The 21,647-nt window shown below is 36.8% G+C and carries 21 protein-coding genes and 1 riboswitch; of the genes, 8 read left to right on the plus strand and 13 right to left on the minus strand.

Translation table 11 applies throughout. The annotated features are described in order from the left end of the window. The first annotated feature begins 107 nt into the window (after positions 1–107). On the plus strand, positions 108–347 hold the full coding sequence (locus P9E47_RS13445; RefSeq protein ID WP_003330251.1) for a hypothetical protein: 240 nt from the start codon (positions 108–110) through the stop codon (positions 345–347). A 75-nt stretch (positions 348–422) separates the two neighbouring features. On the opposite strand, the gene P9E47_RS13450 is transcribed toward P9E47_RS13445, so the two are convergent. Next, entirely contained in the window at positions 423–1,079 is a 657-nt protein-coding gene (locus P9E47_RS13450; protein WP_003330250.1) for a VC0807 family protein, read from the minus strand. A 285-nt stretch (positions 1,080–1,364) separates the two neighbouring features. On the opposite strand from P9E47_RS13450, the gene P9E47_RS13455 reads away from it, so the two are divergent. Then, on the plus strand, positions 1,365–2,255 hold the full coding sequence (locus P9E47_RS13455; RefSeq protein WP_326153856.1) for a nuclease-related domain-containing protein: 891 nt from the start codon (positions 1,365–1,367) through the stop codon (positions 2,253–2,255). 287 nt (positions 2,256–2,542) lie between these two features. Here P9E47_RS13455 and ilvD read toward each other — a convergent pair whose 3' ends face one another. Then, positions 2,543–4,219 carry a dihydroxy-acid dehydratase gene (ilvD, locus tag P9E47_RS13460; RefSeq protein WP_003330247.1) on the minus strand — a complete coding sequence of 559 codons (1,677 nt, stop codon included), beginning with the start codon at positions 4,217–4,219 and terminating at the stop codon, positions 2,543–2,545. A 238-nt stretch (positions 4,220–4,457) separates the two neighbouring features. Here ilvD and P9E47_RS13465 point away from each other — a divergent pair, with 238 nt between their 5' ends. After that, positions 4,458–6,077: an ABC-F family ATP-binding cassette domain-containing protein gene (locus P9E47_RS13465; RefSeq protein WP_003330246.1), complete on the plus strand. Its 1,620-nt coding sequence runs from the start codon at positions 4,458–4,460 to the stop codon at positions 6,075–6,077. Between the two features lie 197 nt (positions 6,078–6,274). Here the strand turns inward: P9E47_RS13465 and P9E47_RS13470 are convergent, their stop codons facing one another. The 7 genes from P9E47_RS13470 to P9E47_RS13500 all read right to left on the minus strand — a co-directional run bounded on the left by P9E47_RS13470 (position 6,275) and on the right by P9E47_RS13500 (position 14,317). Then, positions 6,275–6,481 carry a hypothetical protein gene (locus tag P9E47_RS13470; RefSeq protein ID WP_152551221.1) on the minus strand — a complete coding sequence of 69 codons (207 nt, stop codon included), beginning with the start codon at positions 6,479–6,481 and terminating at the stop codon, positions 6,275–6,277. A 31-nt stretch (positions 6,482–6,512) separates the two neighbouring features. Further along, a complete protein-coding gene (locus tag P9E47_RS13475) occupies positions 6,513–7,145 on the minus strand; it encodes a thiamine diphosphokinase (protein WP_035194583.1) in 633 nt (210 codons plus the stop codon). A gap of 228 nt (positions 7,146–7,373) precedes the next feature. Beyond that, the gene (locus P9E47_RS13480; protein ID WP_326163681.1) at positions 7,374–9,869 is read right to left on the minus strand and encodes a U32 family peptidase; all 2,496 of its coding nucleotides are present in this window, start codon (positions 9,867–9,869) and stop codon (positions 7,374–7,376) included. Between the two features lie 268 nt (positions 9,870–10,137). Further along, positions 10,138–10,341, minus strand: coding sequence for a DUF6501 family protein (locus P9E47_RS13485; RefSeq protein ID WP_003330242.1), 204 nt, complete (start codon positions 10,339–10,341; stop codon positions 10,138–10,140). Between the two features lie 54 nt (positions 10,342–10,395). Next, a complete protein-coding gene (locus P9E47_RS13490; protein ID WP_326163708.1) occupies positions 10,396–11,583 on the minus strand; it encodes an MFS transporter in 1,188 nt (395 codons plus the stop codon). 193 nt (positions 11,584–11,776) lie between these two features. Next, positions 11,777–12,091, minus strand: a complete 315-nt coding sequence (locus P9E47_RS13495) for a hypothetical protein (RefSeq protein WP_003330239.1) — start codon at positions 12,089–12,091, stop codon at positions 11,777–11,779. Positions 12,092–12,172: 81 nt separating this feature from the next. After that, on the minus strand, positions 12,173–14,317 hold the full coding sequence (locus tag P9E47_RS13500) for a putative bifunctional diguanylate cyclase/phosphodiesterase (protein WP_326163682.1): 2,145 nt from the start codon (positions 14,315–14,317) through the stop codon (positions 12,173–12,175). 158 nt (positions 14,318–14,475) lie between these two features. Between P9E47_RS13500 and P9E47_RS13505 the strand changes: the two genes are divergently transcribed. Then, the gene (locus P9E47_RS13505) at positions 14,476–15,831 is read left to right on the plus strand and encodes an MATE family efflux transporter (RefSeq protein ID WP_326163684.1); all 1,356 of its coding nucleotides are present in this window, start codon (positions 14,476–14,478) and stop codon (positions 15,829–15,831) included. Here the strand turns inward: P9E47_RS13505 and P9E47_RS13510 are convergent. After that, the gene (locus tag P9E47_RS13510; RefSeq protein WP_326163685.1) at positions 15,828–17,072 is read right to left on the minus strand and encodes an MFS transporter; all 1,245 of its coding nucleotides are present in this window, start codon (positions 17,070–17,072) and stop codon (positions 15,828–15,830) included. The genes P9E47_RS13505 and P9E47_RS13510 overlap by 4 nt on opposite strands. Positions 17,073–17,254: 182 nt before the next feature. Beyond that, positions 17,255–17,436: riboswitch (Lysine riboswitch) on the plus strand. Between the two features lie 98 nt (positions 17,437–17,534). On the opposite strand from P9E47_RS13510, the gene dapA reads away from it, so the two are divergent. Further along, positions 17,535–18,446: a 4-hydroxy-tetrahydrodipicolinate synthase gene (gene dapA / locus P9E47_RS13515; RefSeq protein ID WP_326163688.1), complete on the plus strand. Its 912-nt coding sequence runs from the start codon at positions 17,535–17,537 to the stop codon at positions 18,444–18,446. 52 nt (positions 18,447–18,498) lie between these two features. Beyond that, positions 18,499–18,855, plus strand: a complete 357-nt coding sequence (locus P9E47_RS13520; RefSeq protein ID WP_003330234.1) for a hypothetical protein — start codon at positions 18,499–18,501, stop codon at positions 18,853–18,855. An 88-nt stretch (positions 18,856–18,943) separates the two neighbouring features. Here P9E47_RS13520 and P9E47_RS13525 read toward each other — a convergent pair whose 3' ends face one another. From P9E47_RS13525 to P9E47_RS13535, 3 genes are all read right to left on the minus strand, one after another. Beyond that, on the minus strand, positions 18,944–19,423 hold the full coding sequence (locus tag P9E47_RS13525; protein WP_003330233.1) for a GNAT family N-acetyltransferase: 480 nt from the start codon (positions 19,421–19,423) through the stop codon (positions 18,944–18,946). 264 nt (positions 19,424–19,687) lie between these two features. After that, complete coding sequence (locus tag P9E47_RS13530; RefSeq protein ID WP_087946148.1) at positions 19,688–19,810, minus strand: hypothetical protein; 123 nt, start codon at positions 19,808–19,810, stop codon at positions 19,688–19,690. A gap of 343 nt (positions 19,811–20,153) precedes the next feature. After that, positions 20,154–20,924 carry a sporulation protein gene (locus P9E47_RS13535; protein ID WP_326163689.1) on the minus strand — a complete coding sequence of 257 codons (771 nt, stop codon included), beginning with the start codon at positions 20,922–20,924 and terminating at the stop codon, positions 20,154–20,156. Positions 20,925–21,077: 153 nt separating this feature from the next. Here P9E47_RS13535 and P9E47_RS13540 point away from each other — a divergent pair, with 153 nt between their 5' ends. Continuing rightward, positions 21,078–21,356: a ubiquitin-like small modifier protein 1 gene (locus tag P9E47_RS13540; RefSeq protein ID WP_003330230.1), complete on the plus strand. Its 279-nt coding sequence runs from the start codon at positions 21,078–21,080 to the stop codon at positions 21,354–21,356. A 1-nt stretch (position 21,357) separates the two neighbouring features. Continuing rightward, positions 21,358–21,630: a hypothetical protein gene (locus P9E47_RS13545; RefSeq protein ID WP_003330229.1), complete on the plus strand. Its 273-nt coding sequence runs from the start codon at positions 21,358–21,360 to the stop codon at positions 21,628–21,630. Positions 21,631–21,647 lie beyond the last annotated feature (17 nt).

Raw genomic sequence — 21,647 nt, forward strand, 5'->3', positions numbered from 1 at the left:
CCCCTTTGTTCTTTTTCTAAATTATACCAGAGAAAAATATACAAGGATATTATCTATGTTAATGTTTAAGCTATAAAGTAAACGTCAGTTTGGATAAGGTGATAGGATTGGGTTTATTTTTAAAGCACGAAATCATAGAAAATGAAGGCCGGTTTGAAGCTTTACTTTATGTAGGGAAAAGGCATGCTGCGCAACTAAACGAAGATGGTGAATTTGTACAGAATGTAAAAAAAGAAGCAGTAGCATTTATTGAATTAAAATTCCCTTTAGTTCCAATCCAGGTCATACGGATCATGATTGGGTCGGTGCCCTATGTTGCATTTGCTACTTCGATTAAAATGGATTAAAAAACACCTAATTCCTGTGTAAGCGGAAACTAGGTGTTTAATTTTTTTAGCTTAAATAGCTTCTACTGGCGATTATTAAATGACCTTTTCCTCTTCTTCTTCACTTTCGGCACTTTTTTCTTTTTCAGCATGCTGGCTAATTTTATTAAATACAAACATAACGGCTCCTACAAAGACAATTGACATGACATAACCGAATGTTCTCATCGTAATCAAAATCTTATCAAATCCATCTACACCATATTTATAGATAAGCCAGATTTTCACACCGCTCTCCAACACGTCCCGTAAAATTAAGAAAGCAGTCAACCATTGGAAATATTTAAATAGCTCTTTTGATTTATACTTTTTACGGCTTTCCTCACGCGGTGTACCTTGAACATAAGCAGCGTCTATTAGAAAATACATGACAATCGGTTTTTTAATAGCAATTGTCAGTAATAAAAAGGCAATCATACCGAAATTAAAATAAATGCCGTTCCAAAGCATCCATTCAGCCGAATCACTGACTAAATCCAAAATCGTATTGACCAAAAGCGATGACATAATATATAAACCAGAAACGTTAAATTGACGGTCATTGAAAAAGTTCCATATCGTATAGACAAACGCTGGCGCTGTTGATAACAACATTGCATAATAATCCCCTAGTGGCTCGCGTCCATACTTCCAAATTACAATCGGCAATACAATATAACAAATGATTTCTATAATCGGTTTGAATTTTTTCATAGAAACTCCTTTTAATTAGTATCTGCTATCCATCCATTATAGTATCTAATATTGAAAAATTAAATAATCAAATTTTGCAAGGGGTGTTAATTTTACCATTTCAAGAACAGAGAAATTTTATCGGAATCCTTACTATTCCATAATTTTATTATGTAAACTAGATGAAAATAAAATCTATTAATTTTTTCATGGTAAATATATGAAAATTCACTTAAAATAATAGATAACATTATTGAAAGGAGTTTTCTAATGATTTATAAACACCGAACTGAATCGAAGGAATTAATGATTTATAGAGTTGTCAATACCCGAACCACTCTATCACAAAGCGAAATGCAATACTACTGGACCCTTGAAAAAGGATACGAGGGTGAAGTGCAATTCGACCACTTGCTTGCACCGCTGCAAGGTGAATTTATTATATTAAATGATCTATTATTTGAAATCAATAATACCTATTTTCAAATCGATTCGCTGCTACTGGCCCCAGAAAAAATACATCTTTACGATGTTAAGAATTTTGAAAACGACTACATCATTGACAACGACAATAATTGGTATTCTATCCTCAAAAATGATAGAAAAAAAGAAAGCAAAAATCCAATTCACCAATTAAACCGTTGCGAGCTATTATTAAAACAACAACTTCAAAGGCTAGGATTTAAATCCCCAATCACATCAAAGCTAGTGTTTGTAAACCCAAATTTCTACCTATATCAAGCACCACCCAATCACCCTATCATCTTTCCAACACAACTTGATCGCTTCGTAAATCAATTAAACTCACAATTAACAACTGCCAAATTAAAAGAAAGAGATTTTAAGTTAGCCCAACAATTACTACAAAACCATAAGGACGAATCACCCTTCAAAAATAGACCGGACTATACCTTTGAGGGGTTAAAAAAGGGGATCTATTGCAAATCTTGTCAGTCGTTTGATGTTTTCACTAATCCCAAAACAATAGTTTGCAATAAATGTGGTTTTCGGGAGAAGATTGAAGCAGCTGTTTTGCGGAATGTTGAAGAATATAAAATGCTATTTCCTGATATAAAAGTAACAACTACGGCAATTAGTGAATGGTGCGGTATTATTAAATCAGATAACACTATTAGGAAGGTTCTGACCACTAATTATCAATCTATCGGAAAACAAAGGGGAACTCACTACATTTAAAATAATATACTAACTAAATAATATAATAGTTTTCTACTATCAAATCAGGCCTGGACATGGTTTGGTGAGGATAAACACGAGTTATTTACTATCAAACCTCACCTAGACACGGTTTGGTGAGGATAAACACGAGTTATTTACTATCAAACCTCATCTAGGCTCGGTTTGATGAGGATAAATACTTAATAACCACAAAAAAACATGGCCCAAACTAAGAGCCATGCTTTCACCAATTTCCAATCACAAAAATTTCAATTTCAAGCAGAGATTCAAAGACCCACCATCAACTAAATCTTTAAAATTCCGCCTTTGCTTGCATTTGTAACAAGTTTAGAATAGCGTGCAAGATAACCAGTTTTAACCTTTGGTTCGAAGCCTTTCCAGTTTTCCTTACGCTTGTTCCACTCTTCCTCCGGTACGTCAACGTTCATTGTGCGTTGTTCAATGTCAATAACTACATGGTCGCCGTTTTCAACGAATGCAAGTGGTCCGCCTTCTGCAGCTTCAGGTGAAACGTGACCGATTGATAAGCCGCGGGATGCACCTGAGAAACGACCATCTGTTACTAAGGCAACTCTTGTGCCAAGACCCATACCAACAATTTGTGATGTTGGAGCAAGCATTTCCGGCATACCTGGACCACCTTTTGGTCCTTCATAGCGGATAATAACTACATGGCCTGCCTTAACACTGCCATTTGCAATGCCTTCTAGCGCCTCTTCCTGTGAATCAAATACAATCGCAGGACCTTCATGGCGAGTAATGCCACCCTCGACTGCACCCGATTTAATAACTGCACCCTCTGGAGCTAAATTACCAAATAGAATCGCAAGTCCGCCTTTTTCAGTGTGCGGCTTATCAATTGGAAGAATAATATTGTAGTCTTTTACTTCATGGCCAACAATGTTCTCACCTAATGTTTTACCAGTTACAGTTAAAGTATCTAAGTGAAGGGTACCTTCTTTTTTCGCTAATTCATTAAGTACTGCGTGCACACCACCTGCTTCATGTAAATCTTCAATAAATACATCAGATGCTGGAGCAAGCTTTGCCAAGTGTGGTACACGTTCAGCTACTGCATTAATACGTTCAAGGGAATATTCAACACCTGCTTCGTTTGCTAATGCAAGTGTGTGTAATACTGTATTTGTAGAACCGCCCATTGCCATGTCTAAAGCAAACGCATTGTCGATTGCTTTTTCTGTAACGATGTCACGTGGTTTAATGTCTTTTTCAATTAAATGCATTAATTGTTTTGCAGACTCACGAACAAAATCACGTCGTTCAGGGGAAACCGCCAAAATGGTGCCATTTCCTGGTAATGCTAATCCAAGAACCTCTGCAAGACAGTTCATAGAGTTTGCAGTAAACATGCCTGAACATGATCCACATGTTGGGCAGCCATATTGTTCGATCTCTGTTAATGCAGCTTCATCAATTTGACCAGCTTGGTATGCCCCTACTCCCTCAAAAACTGATGAAAGTGAAAGCTTCTTACCAGTGCTTGTTACGCCAGCTTTCATTGGGCCGCCACTAACAAAAACAGTTGGAATATTTAAACGCATAGCTGCCATCATCATTCCTGGTGTAATCTTGTCACAGTTTGGAATACAGACCATACCGTCGAACCAGTGAGCTGCCACAACTGTTTCAACCGAGTCAGCAATAATATCACGGCTTGGTAACGAATAGCGCATGCCAATATGACCCATTGCAATACCATCATCTACACCAATCGTATTAAATTCAAATGGTACACCACCTGCTTCACGAATGGCTTCCTTTACAATTTTACCAAATTCTTGTAAATGGACATGCCCTGGTACTATATCAATATAAGAATTACAAACTGCGATAAATGGTTTATCGAAATCTTCCTCTTTTACACCTGCAGCTCGAAGTAAACTGCGATGTGGTGCTCTATCAAAGCCTTTTTTAATCATATTACTACGTAGTTCTGCCACCAGTAATCCCTCCAACTATTATCTAAAAAATTATTAAATTGAAATTATTTAATATTGTACCACTAATTCTATCACCATGACAGTAAAAATTTGAAAACTATGATTTACAATTATTTTCAAATAATAATAACAAACATAAATAACACATTAATCCTGGCCTGTTATGGTGTTAATCGCTTTATTAGTGTTTATTTGATATAATCTGATAGATAACAAATATTTGGAGGAATTTAATTAAATGATTACTGTAAGTAATGTAAGTCTACGCTACGGGGACCGCAAACTTTTTGAAGATGTCAACATTAAGTTTACCCCTGGAAATTGCTATGGTTTAATTGGTGCCAATGGTGCCGGTAAATCTACTTTTTTAAAAATTTTATCTGGTGATATCGAACCGCAAACTGGTGATGTGATCATGGGCCCTGGTGAACGTTTAGCTGTCCTAAAACAGAACCATTTTGAATACGAAGAGTATGAAGTGCTGACAACAGTCATTATGGGCCATGCTCGTCTTTATGAGGTTATGCAGGAAAAGGATGCCATTTACATGAAGGCTGATTTTACAGATGAAGATGGCATAAAAGCAGCCGAGCTTGAAGGCGAATTCGCTGAAATGAACGGTTGGGAAGCAGAATCTGAAGCGGCGATTCTATTAAAAGGGCTTGGTATTCCAGAAGAGCTTCATACGAAAAAAATGGCTGAACTAACCGGTGCAGAAAAAGTGAAGGTATTGCTTGCCCAAGCATTATTCGGTAAACCTGATGTTCTACTATTGGATGAGCCGACGAACCATCTTGATTTAAAAGCGATCGCATGGCTAGAAGAATTTCTAATTAACTTTGAAAATACAGTTATCGTTGTATCCCATGACCGCCATTTCTTGAATAATGTATGTACACATATCGCTGATTTGGACTTTAGTAAAATTCAAATTTATGTCGGTAACTATGATTTCTGGTATGAATCAAGCCAATTAGCATCAAAGATGGCTTCGGATGCGAATCGTAAAAAAGAAGAAAAAATCAAAGAACTAAAAGAGTTTATTGCCCGATTTAGTGCAAACGCATCAAAATCAAAACAGGCAACCTCCCGTAAAAAATTATTAGATAAAATTGAACTGGACGATATTAGACCATCATCACGCCGCTATCCATTCGTCGGTTTTACGCCTGACCGTGAAATCGGAAATGACCTATTGCGTGTCGAAGGTTTAACAAAAACAATTGATGGTGAAAAAGTTCTAGACAATTTAAGCTTTATCATGAATAAAGGCGATAAAGTTGCCCTTGTTGGCAGCAATGAAATAGCGAAAACAACCTTGTTTAAAATATTAATGGGTGAAATGGAGCCTGATAGCGGTACATTCAAGTGGGGAGTTACAACATCGCAAGCTTATTTTCCAAAAGATAACTCTGAGTACTTCGAAAACAGTGATGTCAATCTTGTTGAATGGCTTCGCCAATTTTCACCTAATGATGAAAGTGAAAGCTTCCTAAGAGGCTTTTTAGGAAGAATGCTATTCTCAGGTGAAGAAGTATTGAAAAAAGCAAGCGTCCTTTCCGGGGGCGAAAAAGTACGTTGTATGCTTTCGAAAATGATGCTTAGCGGTGCGAACGTTCTACTTTTGGATGAGCCGACAAACCATTTAGACCTTGAATCTATTACAGCATTAAATAATGGTTTAATTGCCTTTAAAGGTTCAATGCTGTTTGCATCCCATGACCATCAGTTTGTCCAAACTATAGCTAACCGTATTTTTGAAATTACACCAAAAGGCTTAGTTGATAAGCAAATGACATTTGATGAATACTTGGAAAATAAAGATATTCAAAAACAAGTCGCAGAAATGTATAAATAAAATAGAAAAGCGGAAGCGACCGTTTAGCGACGTAAAAACTGGAGCACGGCGACTGAGATATAGGACATCCGGCGACGAGCATGCGAGTCGATGTTGACTTATCGTAGGGAGGCTTGCGAAGTTTTCTAGTCGCTGGGAGCTGGAGCTAGACAACAAAAAAGCGGAAGCCTCGTCGATGAGCGCCTCCGCTTTTCTATTTATATCGCAACATACTCTTTGTTTTTCATTTCAGTTTTAGCTGTATAATCCTCGCCATATTTTTTTACACCAAAAGCAGTACGAATCATTGGAAACTCTAAACCCCAACGACTAAACCATTCTCTTTTAATTTGTTCTTTTTGTAAATTTTTTGCTGCCATTTCAATTAGTTCATGCTCATATAGTTCACTTATTCTCTTTGCCATTTTAAACTGCACTTCCTTTATAAATTTTTTATTAATCATTACTTTTTATCACTTGCAAAATTCCAGATTTGATCGTAATTTTGCCAATTTCACCATTTAATATATTACTAATTCCAATTGATTCCCCTATTCTGATCGTCGCATCAGTCAAGGGATAATTAAATCCTTCTAATGTGATCCCGCTCACCTCAAAGGTTAAGGGCAGTAAAGAAACGTTTTTGAAGCGATTCTTATGTATGACAAGCTGACTATTAACGAGTTGAATTTCGTTCCTCTCATCGACGATTTTGCAGTCAATTCCCGCATCTAATCCGCTGTATAGTAGTTGAATGTTGGCTATCGAATGATCGAAACGAGTTCCTAAAACACCAAATAGCAATATTTCTTTTGGTTGTTTATTTAGCGCAAAGTTAAACGCCATCTCCGTATCGGTCTCATTTTTATTAATGGCATCACATGAAATTATTTCCTTTGTTTTTGCCACTATTCGTTCTTTTTCAGCCTTCGTTACGGAATCAAAATCCCCGATTGCACAATCCATTTCTATACCATTAGAATATAGAAAATAGGCACCGCGATCGACTCCGATAATATAATCCTCCTCCTTTATACTTGAAAGGGCCCAAGTATTTAAATTTCCACCACTAAATATTAATACTCGCACTGCATTGCACCTATCTTTCTGTCGTATCGTGCAGTAGTTGGATTAGGAAAGCATCTTTTTATTTATCTTTTACAGTTTGTCAATATGTATGCCAAATTAAATTAATAAAAATATAAACTCTACTATATATAGTAATACATTTTTCGCAAAATTGTATGGCTAATTTAAGAATTTTTCCTAAAATTCTCCTATTTTAAAGAAAAAAGGGGAATTGCGTATCCCCAATATTTATTTTTTAATTAACTGCCCTCTCGTAACACCTAATTGATTTGTAGCTTTTAGTGATTTCCATACACTTGTACCGGTTCTTTTTCCTTCAAGTGCTTCACGGTAAAGATGGATCACTTCTTGAACCTTTCCAGCCTCTTCTTCTAAAAACTCTATTCTAAAATGCTGAATACCCTCATTTAAAAAATTCGCTAGATATTCTGCACCGGATTGCTCGATCGCATTATACACTGTGTTGCGGCAGCCAATATCAACTCGTACTGGATGCTTCATCCCAATTCGGTCTTCAAGTGATATACGATGCTGTTCACAAGGTCGACCACAATTTGTGAAATCAGTTCCTTCACTGAGGAATGTACAATATACACAATGCTCAGTATGGAACATCGGCAAATGCTGGTGGATGACAACCTCAATATTCGTCGTTGTAGAATTCTCTAATAAATCAAACATCTGTTGAATATTTAAATCATAGGATGGAGTGATTCTTGATAAGCCTCGTCCCAAAAATAAATCCACAGCTTTTGAGTTCGCAATATTTAAAGAAAAATCGCCTATAACCGGTATTGATAGATTTTGATCCATATAAAATTGAACTGCAGCTAGGTTTCTTGCCAAAATGGCATCAGGTTCAGCTTTAATTAAGCCGTTTAAAATAGCATTTTCACCAGGCATATGAATTCTAGGTGTAGCTAGTGCGATCGGTTTGTTGTGTGCTCTAGCAGCTTTCACAGCCTTTGGATAGTCCGTTGTAAATTCAAAGTCAGCATAGATGAAATCAATATCGGTTTGACAAGCAGCCACAACCTGCTCCATTGTCCTACAAAGGGCAATTAGATTCGGATTTTCCATAGTTTGCTTGTCTTTATTTTGTCTTTTTTTAGATTTGGAGATCACTTTTACTTCGTTTTTTTGATAACAAGGTGGCGCTTGTCTTAAAACTAGAAGTTGCTCGACTGCCTCTCTTCTCATTTGGTTTAATTCTTTTACCGGAATAATAACATCCTCACTAAAACTTGCATCAATATTAGTTAACTCAAAAATTGTTCCACCTAAGCGGCCTAGCTGTTCTCCTAGATATCCACTAGTTAATGGGCGTTTCATTGCCAATTCAAGATTACTACTTGACTCAACAGTGACATAATGATTTGTCGTTTCATCATGCCATACTGTAACTAATGAACTACCAACCGTACCTGATGCTGACACACTTACTGGGAAAAGACGATAGGTTTGTTCTGATTCATAGGTTTTGCGTAAGCGGCGATCCAGTTCTTGGTCGCTTGTTTTCCAAATTTTATCACCTACATGGACTTTTGTTAAATTAATATCATGACGGCCTGGTACGATTTCAATGAGACCTTCTTTTACCTCTCCATCTACTTTGTTGCCTTTTTTGCGAAGGTCGTAGATTCGTCCGCCCTCTTCTTTTTCTTCTGGACGTCCAGCATCAAAAACGATCCCGTCGCCACGCTTTAAAGGAGCTAGGGTCTCACATAGAACTGCATCTTTTAGCACTTTTTTGACAGTTCCTACATAAACACCACGGCTTTTAGGGAATGTTCCATCTAATAATTGCTTATGGTTAGTTCCTTTTAAAAAGCCAAATGTAAATCCTCGGCTAAAGCTCTGCTGAAGTTCGCGAATTTCTTCTTTTGATGGTGTGTAGTCTCTACCGGCAAGATACTCGTCGATCGCTTTACGGTATTTGCTTACGACATTCGCTACATATTCAGGTGATTTTAAACGACCTTCAACTTTAAAAGTAGTTACACCAGCTTCAATTAGCTCAGGTATAATCTCTAAAGCAGCTAAATCCTTTGGTGATAGCACGTAAGCAAGATTTCCCATTTCTTTTACTTCACCATCAACGACTAGGTCATATGGCAAGCGGCATGCTTGGGCACATTCACCACGATTAGCTGATCGTCCGCCCCACATTTCTGATGTTAAGCACTGGCCTGAATAGGAAACACAGATAGCACCGTGTACAAAAACTTCCAATGGAGTTTTTGTTTGGTCGTGAATCGTTTTGATTTGCTTCATATTGTTTTCACGACCCAAAACAACGACTTCAAGATTATACGGCTTTAGAAAATCAACAGCCTCAGGTGATGTGACCGTCATTTGCGTTGAACCATGGATCGGAAAATCAGGTGACATTTCGCGAATTAATTGCAAAATTCCCATGTCCTGAACGATTAATCCATCTACGCCGGCACCAATACAAGCTTCAATTAAAGTGCGGGCATCATTCATCTCTTTTTCAAAAATTAAAATATTCAACGTGACAAAACCACGTACATTATATTTATGCAAATAAGCCATAACTTCGGGCAAATCATTGATTTGAAAATTCGTTGCCCGTACTCTTGCATTTAAAGTTCCAACTCCAAAATAAACAGCATCTGCTCCATTAGCAACTGCAGCTTTAATACAATCCCAATTTCCGGCAGGTGCTAATAGCTCTATCTTAGTGTTATTGATGCTTTTCAATTTCTCAATCCTCTCTGTTCGGCACTCAAAAATTAATTTTACTGCATTTGAAATGAAAAAGCTATACAACAACAGGGAATTATGTCGCAGATTGTTAGTTTTTGCGTTGATCAAATGCGCCTTGGCGCATTTGCGCCCAGATTTTTTCGAGCCTGCTCGAAAAACTACCTCTGAAAATCTGAGGCATCCACCGGAGGCTTTTACTTTATTCTCCTGAATAAAGTAAAAAAAGATAGGTTGCATTGCGAACCTACCTTTCAATTGTTTATTAAATTGCTTCAAAATAATCTTTATAATATCCGCCAACTTTGCCAGTATTGTCAATGATAAACAGAAATTCTTCTGTTTCGTTTTTGACCTCGTAGATATTACCTACTGTTAACGCTCTGTTTACCATGTACTTTTCTGCGTTTGTATGTACACATTTTACTTGCTTAATGGTGTCTTTATTTTGCCATGTATTATGAATCATTTCGTACAGTCCTTTCAAATTGTTATTCATCTCCATATTATATAGGGAACTCACCTAATTTCCAAAAGAATTTTTCATTTTGGGAAGGTTTGATTTACTGCGTACCATCCATAATAAAAATCCACCTATGATAAACAGCCCACTTGTCACAAAAAATACGGATGAAATCCCAATATAGCCTGAAATAAAGCCGCCCATGATAGGACCGACGACATTCCCAAAGAAGCGGAAGCTCGTATTATAGCCTAACACTTCACCTTGTATCGAAAATGGCGCAGCTTGACGGATATAGGCGACAATACAAGGAATGACACCGCCGATTACCATTCCTAGAAAAAGCCTCAAGACGAGCAGCTGCCAAATGGAAGTGACAAAGGCCTGCGGTACATACACAACTGCACCTACCAGGACTAATATTAAGAGAATTTTGTCATGACCAAAGCGATCACCTAATTTCCCCCATTCCCTCGAAAGTAATAAATTACCTAATCCAACAACCGAAAAAGCTGCGCCGGAGAAAAAGGCTAAATTCTGTTGTCCGTGTAATTCCCCTACATAAATGGCAAGTAAAGGCTGGATGCTAAAGTTTGCGATTTGTACTAGCATTCCAACAACCATAACAGCTAATAGGAGTGGACTTGTAAAGATAAAATGGAACACCTGTTTACTTGAATAATCTTCTTTCTTGGAGTCATTCTTATTAACTTCCACTTCCTTGACTCCAGCTAAAATCATTAAAAAAGTAAATAGGATAATGAATCCTGTTAATAAAAATGTATAAGTAAATCCAAATGAATCTGCAAGCCACCCTCCAATAAGCGGACCAAATAGTCCTCCGGAAACCGATCCTGTTTGGAGGGTGCCCATTACTTTACCGGCAATTTTCTTTGGTGTTTGCGTAGCAATAAAGGCCTGGGCCATCGGAATAAAGCCGGCAAAAAAGCCCATGAAAAATCTAATAATAAAAATATGGTAAACCGAAGTGACAATCCCCATTAATAAAATACAAATCGAGGCACCAAAACTTAAAAATAATAACAATTTTTTTCTGCCATGACGGTCTCCGAGTCGGCCCCATACTGGAGAAATGATAAAGGCTGTTACAAAGGTTACCCCAAAAACTAAACCAGCCCATTTTAAAACAAATTCAGTAGAATAATCTCCCATCGAGTCAATGAGCAGAGAAAGAAAGGGCATTACCATCGTTAGACTTCCCGAAATTAAGAAGGATGAAATCCACATTATGATTAAGTTTCGTTTATGTAAAGATATATCGTTCACCTTCTTTAGGAATAGTACATTTCTTCATTTATTATATAATTATTAAAATGTAAATTTCATTTAATATGCCTACAAACAAAAAAATGCCTGATTCGCATGTAGATTAGAGCGAATCTAGACATTTTATAGTCAGGCTGTTCCACTATACTTTTTATTATGATTCTTGGCGGCATTCTTCAAACCAATGGTCTAAAACTTTTGCGTCTAATACTTTGTTATCAATAAAAAGAATTTGGTTTTTGGTAAAGAAAGATTTCCATTCAAGCTCAAGTTCACTTGCTAATTTAGTAATGGTTAATAACTCCTGCCATGCAACATAGCGCTTATACCAAAAAAATGTAGGCTGTTCATTCATATAAGGATACAAATCATCAAACTCCGTGTGCTTGCATTCAACTGTTCGTTCAAATTGGATTTTAGCGGCATTAATCTTCTCTTCAAAGTAGGTTGCTAGTTTCTGTTGGTCCATCTTTCTACCCTCCGTTTCTTTTTTCCACTTTTTTCATACATATGCATTATACCATGAAAACATGATTACGTTTCATATAAGTTATAACAGTTTTTCAAACATATCAGCTGGTATTGGTTTACTGAAATAATAACCTTGAACGATATCACAGTTTAGGTCTCTGAGAATCTCCGCCGCTCTCTTTGTTTCAACCCCTTCTGCAATAACTTTCAAGTGAAACGTATGCCCTAATTGTATCATAGATTTCACAATATTTGCATCAATTTCGCTCTTATCAATTTCCTGTATAAAGTATTTATCGATTTTCAAAATATTAATTGGAAGCTGCTTTAAATATCCGAACGAAGAGTATCCTGTACCAAAATCATCAATGGCTATAAAAATCCCTAAACTCTTTAGTTCTTGAAGAATTTGGATCCCCTTTTCGAGATTACGCATCACACTATTTTCAGTAATTTCCAGTTCTAAATACTGTGGATCAAGCTTTGTTTCTTTTAGAATTCGTTTTACACGCTCTACATAGTTTGGTCTTAAGAGCTCAATCGCAGAAACATTTACAGCTACTCTCCGCGGTGGATAGCCATTATTAATCCATTCTTTATTTTGCTTACAAGCATTATAAAGGACCCATTCCCCTAATTGAACGATTAAGCCGGTATCCTCAGCAATCTGGATAAATTCGTTCGGACTGACAAACCCGTATACCGGGGAATACCAGCGTACCAGTGCCTCCATCCCATCCATTTGATTAGAATTAAGAATATATTTTGGTTGATAATGAAGGGTTAATTCATCATTTATTATAGCTTTTCTAAAATTGATCTCTAAGTTTAAACGTTCCTTCGTATTTTGAGCCATTTCTTCATTGTAAAAGATAAATCCCTGTCTACCATTTAATTTGCAATGCTTTAAAGCCGTTTCCACTCGGTTTAGTATTTTTTCCGCTGAATCCTCATCGTTAGGGAACGTAGTAACACCAACGGAACATGTAATCATTAATTCATACCCATCAATTAACATAGGTTCTTCTACAATCTTCAATAGTTCTTGTACTTGCCTCGAAAGAATCGAGTCATTTTTATATTTTTCAAGAATAATAACATATTCATCTCCGCTTGAGCGGTAGATTGTTCCAAGCCCAGAAATAAATTGCTTTAATCTTTGGCTTAGCTCCAATATTAGTTTATCCCCTCTATTGAACCCTAAAGTATCATTTATTTGTTTAAAACGGTCAATATCAACAAATAAAGCCGCGAATTTTTGATTGGAAATATGATTAAGCTTTTCTTGTAAATCTTTTGTTAACTTTCTCCTGTTCGGTAAATCTGTTAGATCATCATGGTAGGCTAAATGGTGAATTTCTTTTTGAGCCAATTCTAATAAAGTGATATCGTTGGAATTCCCAATAATTTCAATAATAGTACCGTTTTCTATTATTGGAGACAATGTCGTATATAACTCGATGCCATTGTAATGATGTTTAATTGAATGCTTTTCTCCACGGAAAGCTGCTTCACATTTTCTCAAAGCCTCATTAGCCATTTCAGTTCCAAAGAAATCCTCGATTCTTTTTTGATCAAAAATCCCTTCCGAAATGTCCAGCAACTTCGATAGTTTTCCTTCTACTAAAGTAATAATGAAATCGCCATATCTATCTTTTTTAATTTTAAACACCATATTATCAAGGCTTCTTATCGTCCTTTCGAAATCATTTTGAATAACCTTGCGCAGCTCTTCTTCCGCTTCTTTTCCCTTCGTAATATCTGTACGAAGCGCAATAAATTGTTCGACTTGATTTGTGACATTATTAATGATTGGAATAATATTTGTATGAACCCAGTAATAGCTGCCATCTTTTTTTAGATTTTTTACATCTCCACACCAAATTTTCCCTGACAGAATCGTAGTCCACATCTCTTTAAAAAAGTTTGGACTATGATAACCCGAATTTAATAGTCGATGTGTACTGCCTATTAATTCTTCCCTGCTATATTGGGAAATCTCACAAAACTTATCATTTACATATGCTATAATGCCAGCTTTATTAGTTACAGCAACAATGGTTGACGAATCAAGTGCATCTTTTATGAATGCATATTCTCTCAAAAAGATTTCTCTAATTTTCTCCCCGATTTCAGATGTTTGATCGTTATCACCTAATTGCCGAAGGAGATTAAGCATCTCTTTATTTGCATTCTGGGAGAATTGTGTAAATGGTAAGGCCATTATAATCACCTAAAATTATTTTTTATGGAAAGTAATAGTAATATTAATTTAATTATAATTTATTTTTTTGCGATATGATATAATATTCCTCATGTAATTTTTCGTTTAGTAGATTAAATTCAGTTATTTGACATATACTCTAGGATTGAGGTTAAGACATGGAACAAACCTATACGTTGAAGCAAAAACTACTTTTTTTCATTAAAATATTATTTCCTATATTAGTTACCCAGATTGGCCTTTACGCAATGAATTTCTTTGATACGATGATGTCCGGAAGGGCTAGTGCAGATGACTTAGCCGGTGTTGCCATTGGTTCAAGTCTTTGGATGCCCATATTCACTTTGGTTAATGGTATTTTGTTGGCGATTACACCTATTATTGCTCAATTAGTTGGAGCTAAAAACACAAGGAATGTTCCGTTCTCTATTATTCAAGGTGTGTATTTATCAATTGTTATTGCTGGAATCATATTGATCCTCGGTTTTGTGGCAATCGATCCAATTTTAAATACTATGAGTCTAACCACTGAGGTTTCTTACATTGCCAAACATTATTTAATAGGATTAGGATTTGGGGTCATCCCTTTAGTAATATACACCGTTTTACGTTGCTTCATTGATGCTTTAGGGCATACAAGGGTGACAATGGTCATTACACTATCTTCCTTGCCTATCAACGTGATTTTAAATTACGTATTCATTTTTGGCAAATTGGGGTTTCCTGAGTTGGGCGGAATCGGAACTGGCTATGCAACGGCAATCACCTATTGGGTAATACTTGGATTTGCCCTATTTGTCGTAATCAAACTAGCCCCTTTTCGTCCATTTCAATTATTTCGAACTTTGTATCCTGTCCAATTTAAGACATGGAAGGAAATTCTTAAAATCGGGCTCCCTATCGGTTTTGCAATGTTTTTTGAAACGAGTATTTTTGCTGCTGTTACCTTATTAATGAGTGAATATAATACACTCACTATTGCTTCCCATCAGGCGGCGATGAATTTTGCATCCTACTTATATATGATTCCATTAAGTATTTCTATGGCATTAACGATTGTAGTAGGGTTTGAAGTTGGGGCAAAACGATTTAAAGACGCTAAAATATACAGTTTTCTTGGAATTTCGTTTGCTATTGTAATGGCTTTGATCACATCTGTTCTTTTATATTTTTTAAGAGAGAGTGTTGCCGGGCTTTATACAAATGATCTAGAAGTACTGGAGCTAACAACACATTTTCTGTTATACGCTATTTTATTCCAATTGTCTGATGCTTTCGGTGCTCCTATTCAAGGTGCTCTTCGCGGGTACAAGGATGTCAATGCAACCTTCATAGTCGCTCTTATTTCTTATTGGCTGATCGGTCTGCCAACGGGGTTTTTGCTCGCTAAATATACTTCCCTTGCAGCATTCGGATATTGGATTGGCTTAATTATTGGACTCGCCGTTGGGGCCATCATGCTATTTGGAAGATTGTTTATTATCCAAGCAAAAAAAATAAGGCTGCCTTCTTAAACAAGGTTAGCCTTATGCAATTCCTGTATTTTGTTCTCATTCGGCAGATAAGCTGTAAAAATCCCTAACAAAGGTAAGAAGCTCGCATACAGCAAGGTAGTTGAAATGCCGATTTGGTCTCCAACCCAGCCGATGACGATGGAACCAATCGCTCCTAGACCAAATGAAAAGCCAATAATCATCCCTGAAACCATTCCAATCCGCCCTGGCAATAACTGATGGGCATAGACAACAGAAACGGAAAAACTGCAAAGTAATATAAAGCCAATTATCGTAATAATAACCATGGAAAGCTTAGGCCCTGTATATGGAAGCCAAATACATAACGGAGCAGCTCCTATCATCGAAAAAAGCAGAACATTTTTCATCCCGATCTTATCAGCAATCGGTCCGCCAAGGAATGTCCCGACAGCGCCAGCGGCAAGGAATAAAAAGATATAGATTTGGGCATGATCAATTCTCATTCCATAGGTGCCAATCAAATGAAATGCAAAATAGTTCGTGATTGCGGCATGATAAAATTGTCTTATAAACACTAAAAATATGAGTAATACAAAAGCAATTTTTATAGACTTTCCAATCGTTGGTGCATCTTCGCCTGAATTTCTTTTCCTAGTTTGATTAATCGTTAGCTGTTGTCCGTACCATTTTGAAATATAAACTAAGATCATGACGGCCAGAAAAGCGACTAATGTAAACCAAATCGCCCCTAATTGGCCTAGCGGGACCAAAATTAACGCCGTGATTAAAGGGGCCAGTGATTGCCCCGCATTCCCCCCAACCTGGAAAACGGATTGCCCTAGACCTTTTCGTGTTCCAGATGCCATATGGGCAACTTTCGAAGCTTCGGGATGAAAGGCGGCAGATCCCACGCCCAATAACATAACTGATAAAAGGATTACACCATAGGAAGGGGCCAACGCCAAACCAAGCATTCCAAATAAAGAAAGCGTTAAGCCAATCGGCAACAGTTTCGGCATTGGATGTTTATCTGAAAATGCTCCAACCAACGGCTGCATGATCGAAGCCGTCATGTTTACAGCAAAGGCTATCAAACCCAGCTGGGTAAAGTTAAAGCCAAGTGATTCAGCAAGAATTGGGAACATCGCGGGGACTACCGCTTGAATAGAATCATTTAGCAAGTGTACAAAGCCGATTATAAATAAAATATGGTACATTGTACTTGCATTTTCAGTTGTTTGATGTGCCTTTAACGAAATCTCTTTAACTTGAGCGCGCACGTTTATTTTCCATCCCTTCCATCTATATATCTTGGATACTATCTGATTAATATTTTCCTATTTTATCACTTTAAATAATTTTTTCCAAAAATCTTTTTCTTTTTTATCCAATCCCTTGAAAAATTCTGGAATTTCTGTTATTGTACAAGAAACAATATAAAATTTACTTCAACTTACATTGAAGTGAGTATAGAGGCGCGAAAACCATTAGTACACTATGGGAGGATAATGAGATCCAGGGATCATGGTTGAAAGGGGAATTCGCCGAAGTGATGAGAAGCTCATTTTTCTCAGATACTGGTTTTGCATCGAATAGGTGCAAGATTGTCATATAGCGTTGTCTATATGGAGGGCTATCTCACGCATTGGAATTTTTATTTACTTACAACTTCCGTGCAGCAACGATAGCTATCGTTGTTGCTTTTTTATTTGTAAAAAAATTTTGAAATGAGGGCGAATGGAATGAACTTTGGAAGAATTTTAACAGCTATGGTAACACCTTTTAATGAAAATGGAGATGTGGATTATAACAAAGTAACTGAATTGGTTAATTATTTAATTACAAATGGTACGGAAGGTATTGTTGTTGCAGGTACAACAGGCGAATCCCCTACTTTATCAAGCGATGAGAAAGTGCTGTTATATAGAAAAGTTGTTGAAGTCGCGAATGGTCGAATTCCTGTAATTGCCGGAACAGGCTCTAACAATACGCAAGCCTCAATTGAATTAACAAAAAAAGCCGCAGAAGCAGGCGTTAATGGCATTATGCTTGTAGTTCCTTACTATAATAAACCTTCACAGGAAGGGCTTTATCAACATTTTAAGACCATTGCAGAAGCTACTACCCTCCCTGTCATGCTTTATAATATACCTGGACGCAGTGCCGTAAATATGACACCTGAGACTATCATCCGTCTTTCTAAAGTCGAAAATATTGTTTGTGTGAAGGAAGCAAGTGGAAACCTTGATGCTATGGCCCAAATTATCGAAGAAACGGACGATAACTTTAGTTTGTATAGTGGTGATGATGCCTTAACCATTCCGGTACTTGCAATTGGCGGCGTTGGCGTTGTTTCCGTTGCGGCACATGTTATCGGAAACGAAATGCAAGACATGGTTCAAGCTTTTTTTAACGGAGATTTAAAAGGTGCAAGTAGCCTTCATCGAAAATTATTACCAATGATGAAAGCTTTATTTGCGGCACCAAGCCCTTCCCCTGTTAAAGCAGCGCTAGGGTTAAAGGGCATTGATACAGGATCATTAAGATTGCCACTAATACCGTTAAATGAAACCGAAAGAGAAGTATTGAAAAACGCATTACTGCCAATCCTTGAAAAAGACAAAATACAATTCATTACGTCTATTGCCAGATAAACGCTCAAACCCCTATAATATATTTATACTATAATAATAGGTGGTACTTATAATGTTGGATGACAGTAGCGGTGAAAACTGGCGGATTAATTTTATTTATTTGGCTAACACAAGAATGAAGCGTGGCATATTATTATTAGAAAATAGAAAAAGAAAAAAAGATCAAGATCCCCAGCAAACGGAGCGGATCATTTCACAGGCTTATAGACTTGGGTTACCTATTGAAATCATAGTCTCCGGTCAACAGACCGATCAAACGATAGGCTTAAAGGGACGGATTCTTCATATTGATAGAAGAAATAAAAAAGTTCTTCTCATTCATGGTGTTAAAGGACATACAAAGCTATGTACTCCGATCCCATTCGCACGAATTATTAGCGCAAAAATTATCCATACAAAGCTTCAATAGCTAGAACCTGAATAAAAAAGAAAAGCGGTATCGCTTTTCTTTTTTTTGCCTAGCTTCAGCGCCCAGCGACTCGTAAACTTCCGCTTTTCTATTCTTCATGACAGGTAAGATACATTTTAAATACCTTTGTCGTTTTGAAAAGTTCCCACTCGTGAAAGATATCAAGCCCACTACCAGAATACCCAAGTATTTCAAAATGATATTTATCGGTATATACATGCTTAAAACCATACTTTTTCCAGAAAGGCTGGGATTCATTCCAAGCATCCAAATATATTGTAAAATTATGCTCATTGGCATATTCCAAAATCTTTTTTAAAATTTTACTGCCCAACCCGGCCCTTCTTTTCTCTTTAGGAAAGCGAAGCAATCCAATGAAAAGTATTTTTTCCTCTTCATCAAAAAACACATCGAGGACCACATTGTCACAGCCAAAGCCTGCATCACACATCATCTCATCAATTCGAAACAAAAATCGTCCTTCACACTCCATATAACGTGCTTTAAGGTCATTTTCCTTGAGCAGAGATAAAATGGCATCTAAAGTATATTTAAAACCAGCTAACACATCTCTCCACCTCCACCATTATAATAACACGTTATATGTTGTAAACTATATATAAAAATGGGCTATAACTGAACATTTTGTGAATAATTAGAAAAGCGGAAGCGCCCGTTTAGCGCACGACAAAACTGGAGCCCATCGACTGAGATAAAGGAAACACGATGAGTAATTGCGAATCGATGTTGACTTATCATAGGGAGGTGGGTGAAGTTTACGAGTCGCTGGGCGCTGAAGCTAGACAATAGAAAAGACTGCCTTGTAGGCAGCCTATCGTTTTCTTCCAGTTGCGGAATATTCTTTCGCATGTGCGATTTCTTTTGCCTGAATAACATCATCGGGTGTATGATTATTTTTCTTTTCACGTAAGCTGTTGCGAGGCTTTTTGCCCATTTGTAACCCTCCTGTTATGTTTTGAAATTCATCTTTAGTTTGGATTACTTCGGCAATTTTGATTCAAGAATTAATTGATCTAACGTCTGAATTACTTCTTCGACACAAGACCATAACTTGAATGGCCATGGTATCCATTCTTTCTATACATATTTTTTTTGTAATCACTGCTGCTTTAGCGACGATGGTTAGAATTTAATAATGTTTTTAATATTTTCTTTAACATTGGATCTACTCCCTTATCGGAAAATGTTTACACTTTAAATACGTTAAAGATATATGTAAAGTTTCAAAAATAATGATTTTTTTGCTAGTAAAAAAGAAAGCACCATCTCGGGTGCTATTAGGAATGTTTTCTTAAAATTTGTAGTAATTTCTCTTTAATTAAAGGAATTTCTGCAGAAGTTACAGTCAATCTAAGATTAGTTTCATCAAGATTTAACATTTCCGAAAATAGACTGCCTAAACCTGTGGGGCGACGATCGACCTGCAAAAGGATATCCATTCGATCATGGCTAGTTTCAAGGAATACAACCTCAAGTTCATCTAGTCGACCTCTAAATTCCCCCTTTGTTGCAATAAATTCAAATTCTTGAACGAAGGATAATCTCCGTCTTAGGCGATGTGGAGCTGCTTCGCAATCCACCTCGCGTAAACGAAATCCGAGGTCTGTAACAGCATTAAGAAATTGACTCATAAGTGTAGAAGGATGCACATCAATATAGTCACGGTCTGATGGATCAATGGCATTTTTAATATCTAAGCCAGTTTCAACCCACACTCTCGTTTTTCCATAAGAAACAGGTGTATCAATAGGTAGCTCAAAGGAAAAAGGGACTTCCCGTTTTTCATTTGCCCTAATTGTAAACCGATCTGTCAAACGATACTTACCGATGACGCATTCTTCCCTTATTTTTTTGTCGTCCCTTTCTCTTTCATAGCTGGTAATGACCTTTAAATAAATCTCATCAATTTCTTGTTCAATTTTTCCCCCTAGGATAACAACTTTTCCACTTACATCGTCCCCTGCAATGAGTCTATCATTCGTTAAAATCGTATCAACTTTTGCTGCACCAATCCCAACGCTTGCGAACATTTTATCAAAAAATGACATGCCATACCTCCACATTAAAAATAATTACTCATATCCACATCATAACAATATTGGATAGATTATGAAATAAGGCTTCAAAAAATTTTCTTTGACGAGTGACTAAACTTTTGGAACAGCCCTATTTATAATAAAATAGAGACTAGGAGGGATCTGATGAAAGTTCAAGTTAAAGTGTTTGCAAATCTAAGAGAAATTTGTAATGCGAGTGTTGTTGAAGTTGAAACAGCATCACTTGTTGTTATTGATATTTTAGAAGAATTGGTCAAAATGTTTCCAGCTATGGAAGATGAAATTTTCACTGAGGAAAGAACACTGAAGTCATTTGTGCATGTTTTTATTAATGGACATAATATTATTCACAAAGACGGCCTACTAACAAAAATAAATCCTGATGATCAATTTGCGTTATTTCCTCCGGTTGCGGGAGGGTAATATGGTCCAAACGGAATTAGAGTTTAGGGGTATACATTTAGCGCATTTGCTAGATTATTTCAAGGAACTTGGTGGTACCCAAAAAACTACTCAATTTCCGATAATAATTCAAGGGACAAACTGGGAATCATCAATTTTGTATGAAGAAGAAATCAAAATTACCTCCAGTTTTTTCGTAAATGCCGTCCATATTAGGTTTAAAGCAGAAACGGAAGAAGTATTAGATACTCTGCTTAAAAATTACCGCAAAAAAACAACGAGGGTTGGCGGATAAAAAAGTCTTGCGCAGGA

It is taken from the genome of Schinkia azotoformans, from assembly GCF_035811335.1.
Lineage (GTDB): Bacteria > Bacillota > Bacilli > Bacillales > Bacillaceae_J > Schinkia > Schinkia azotoformans.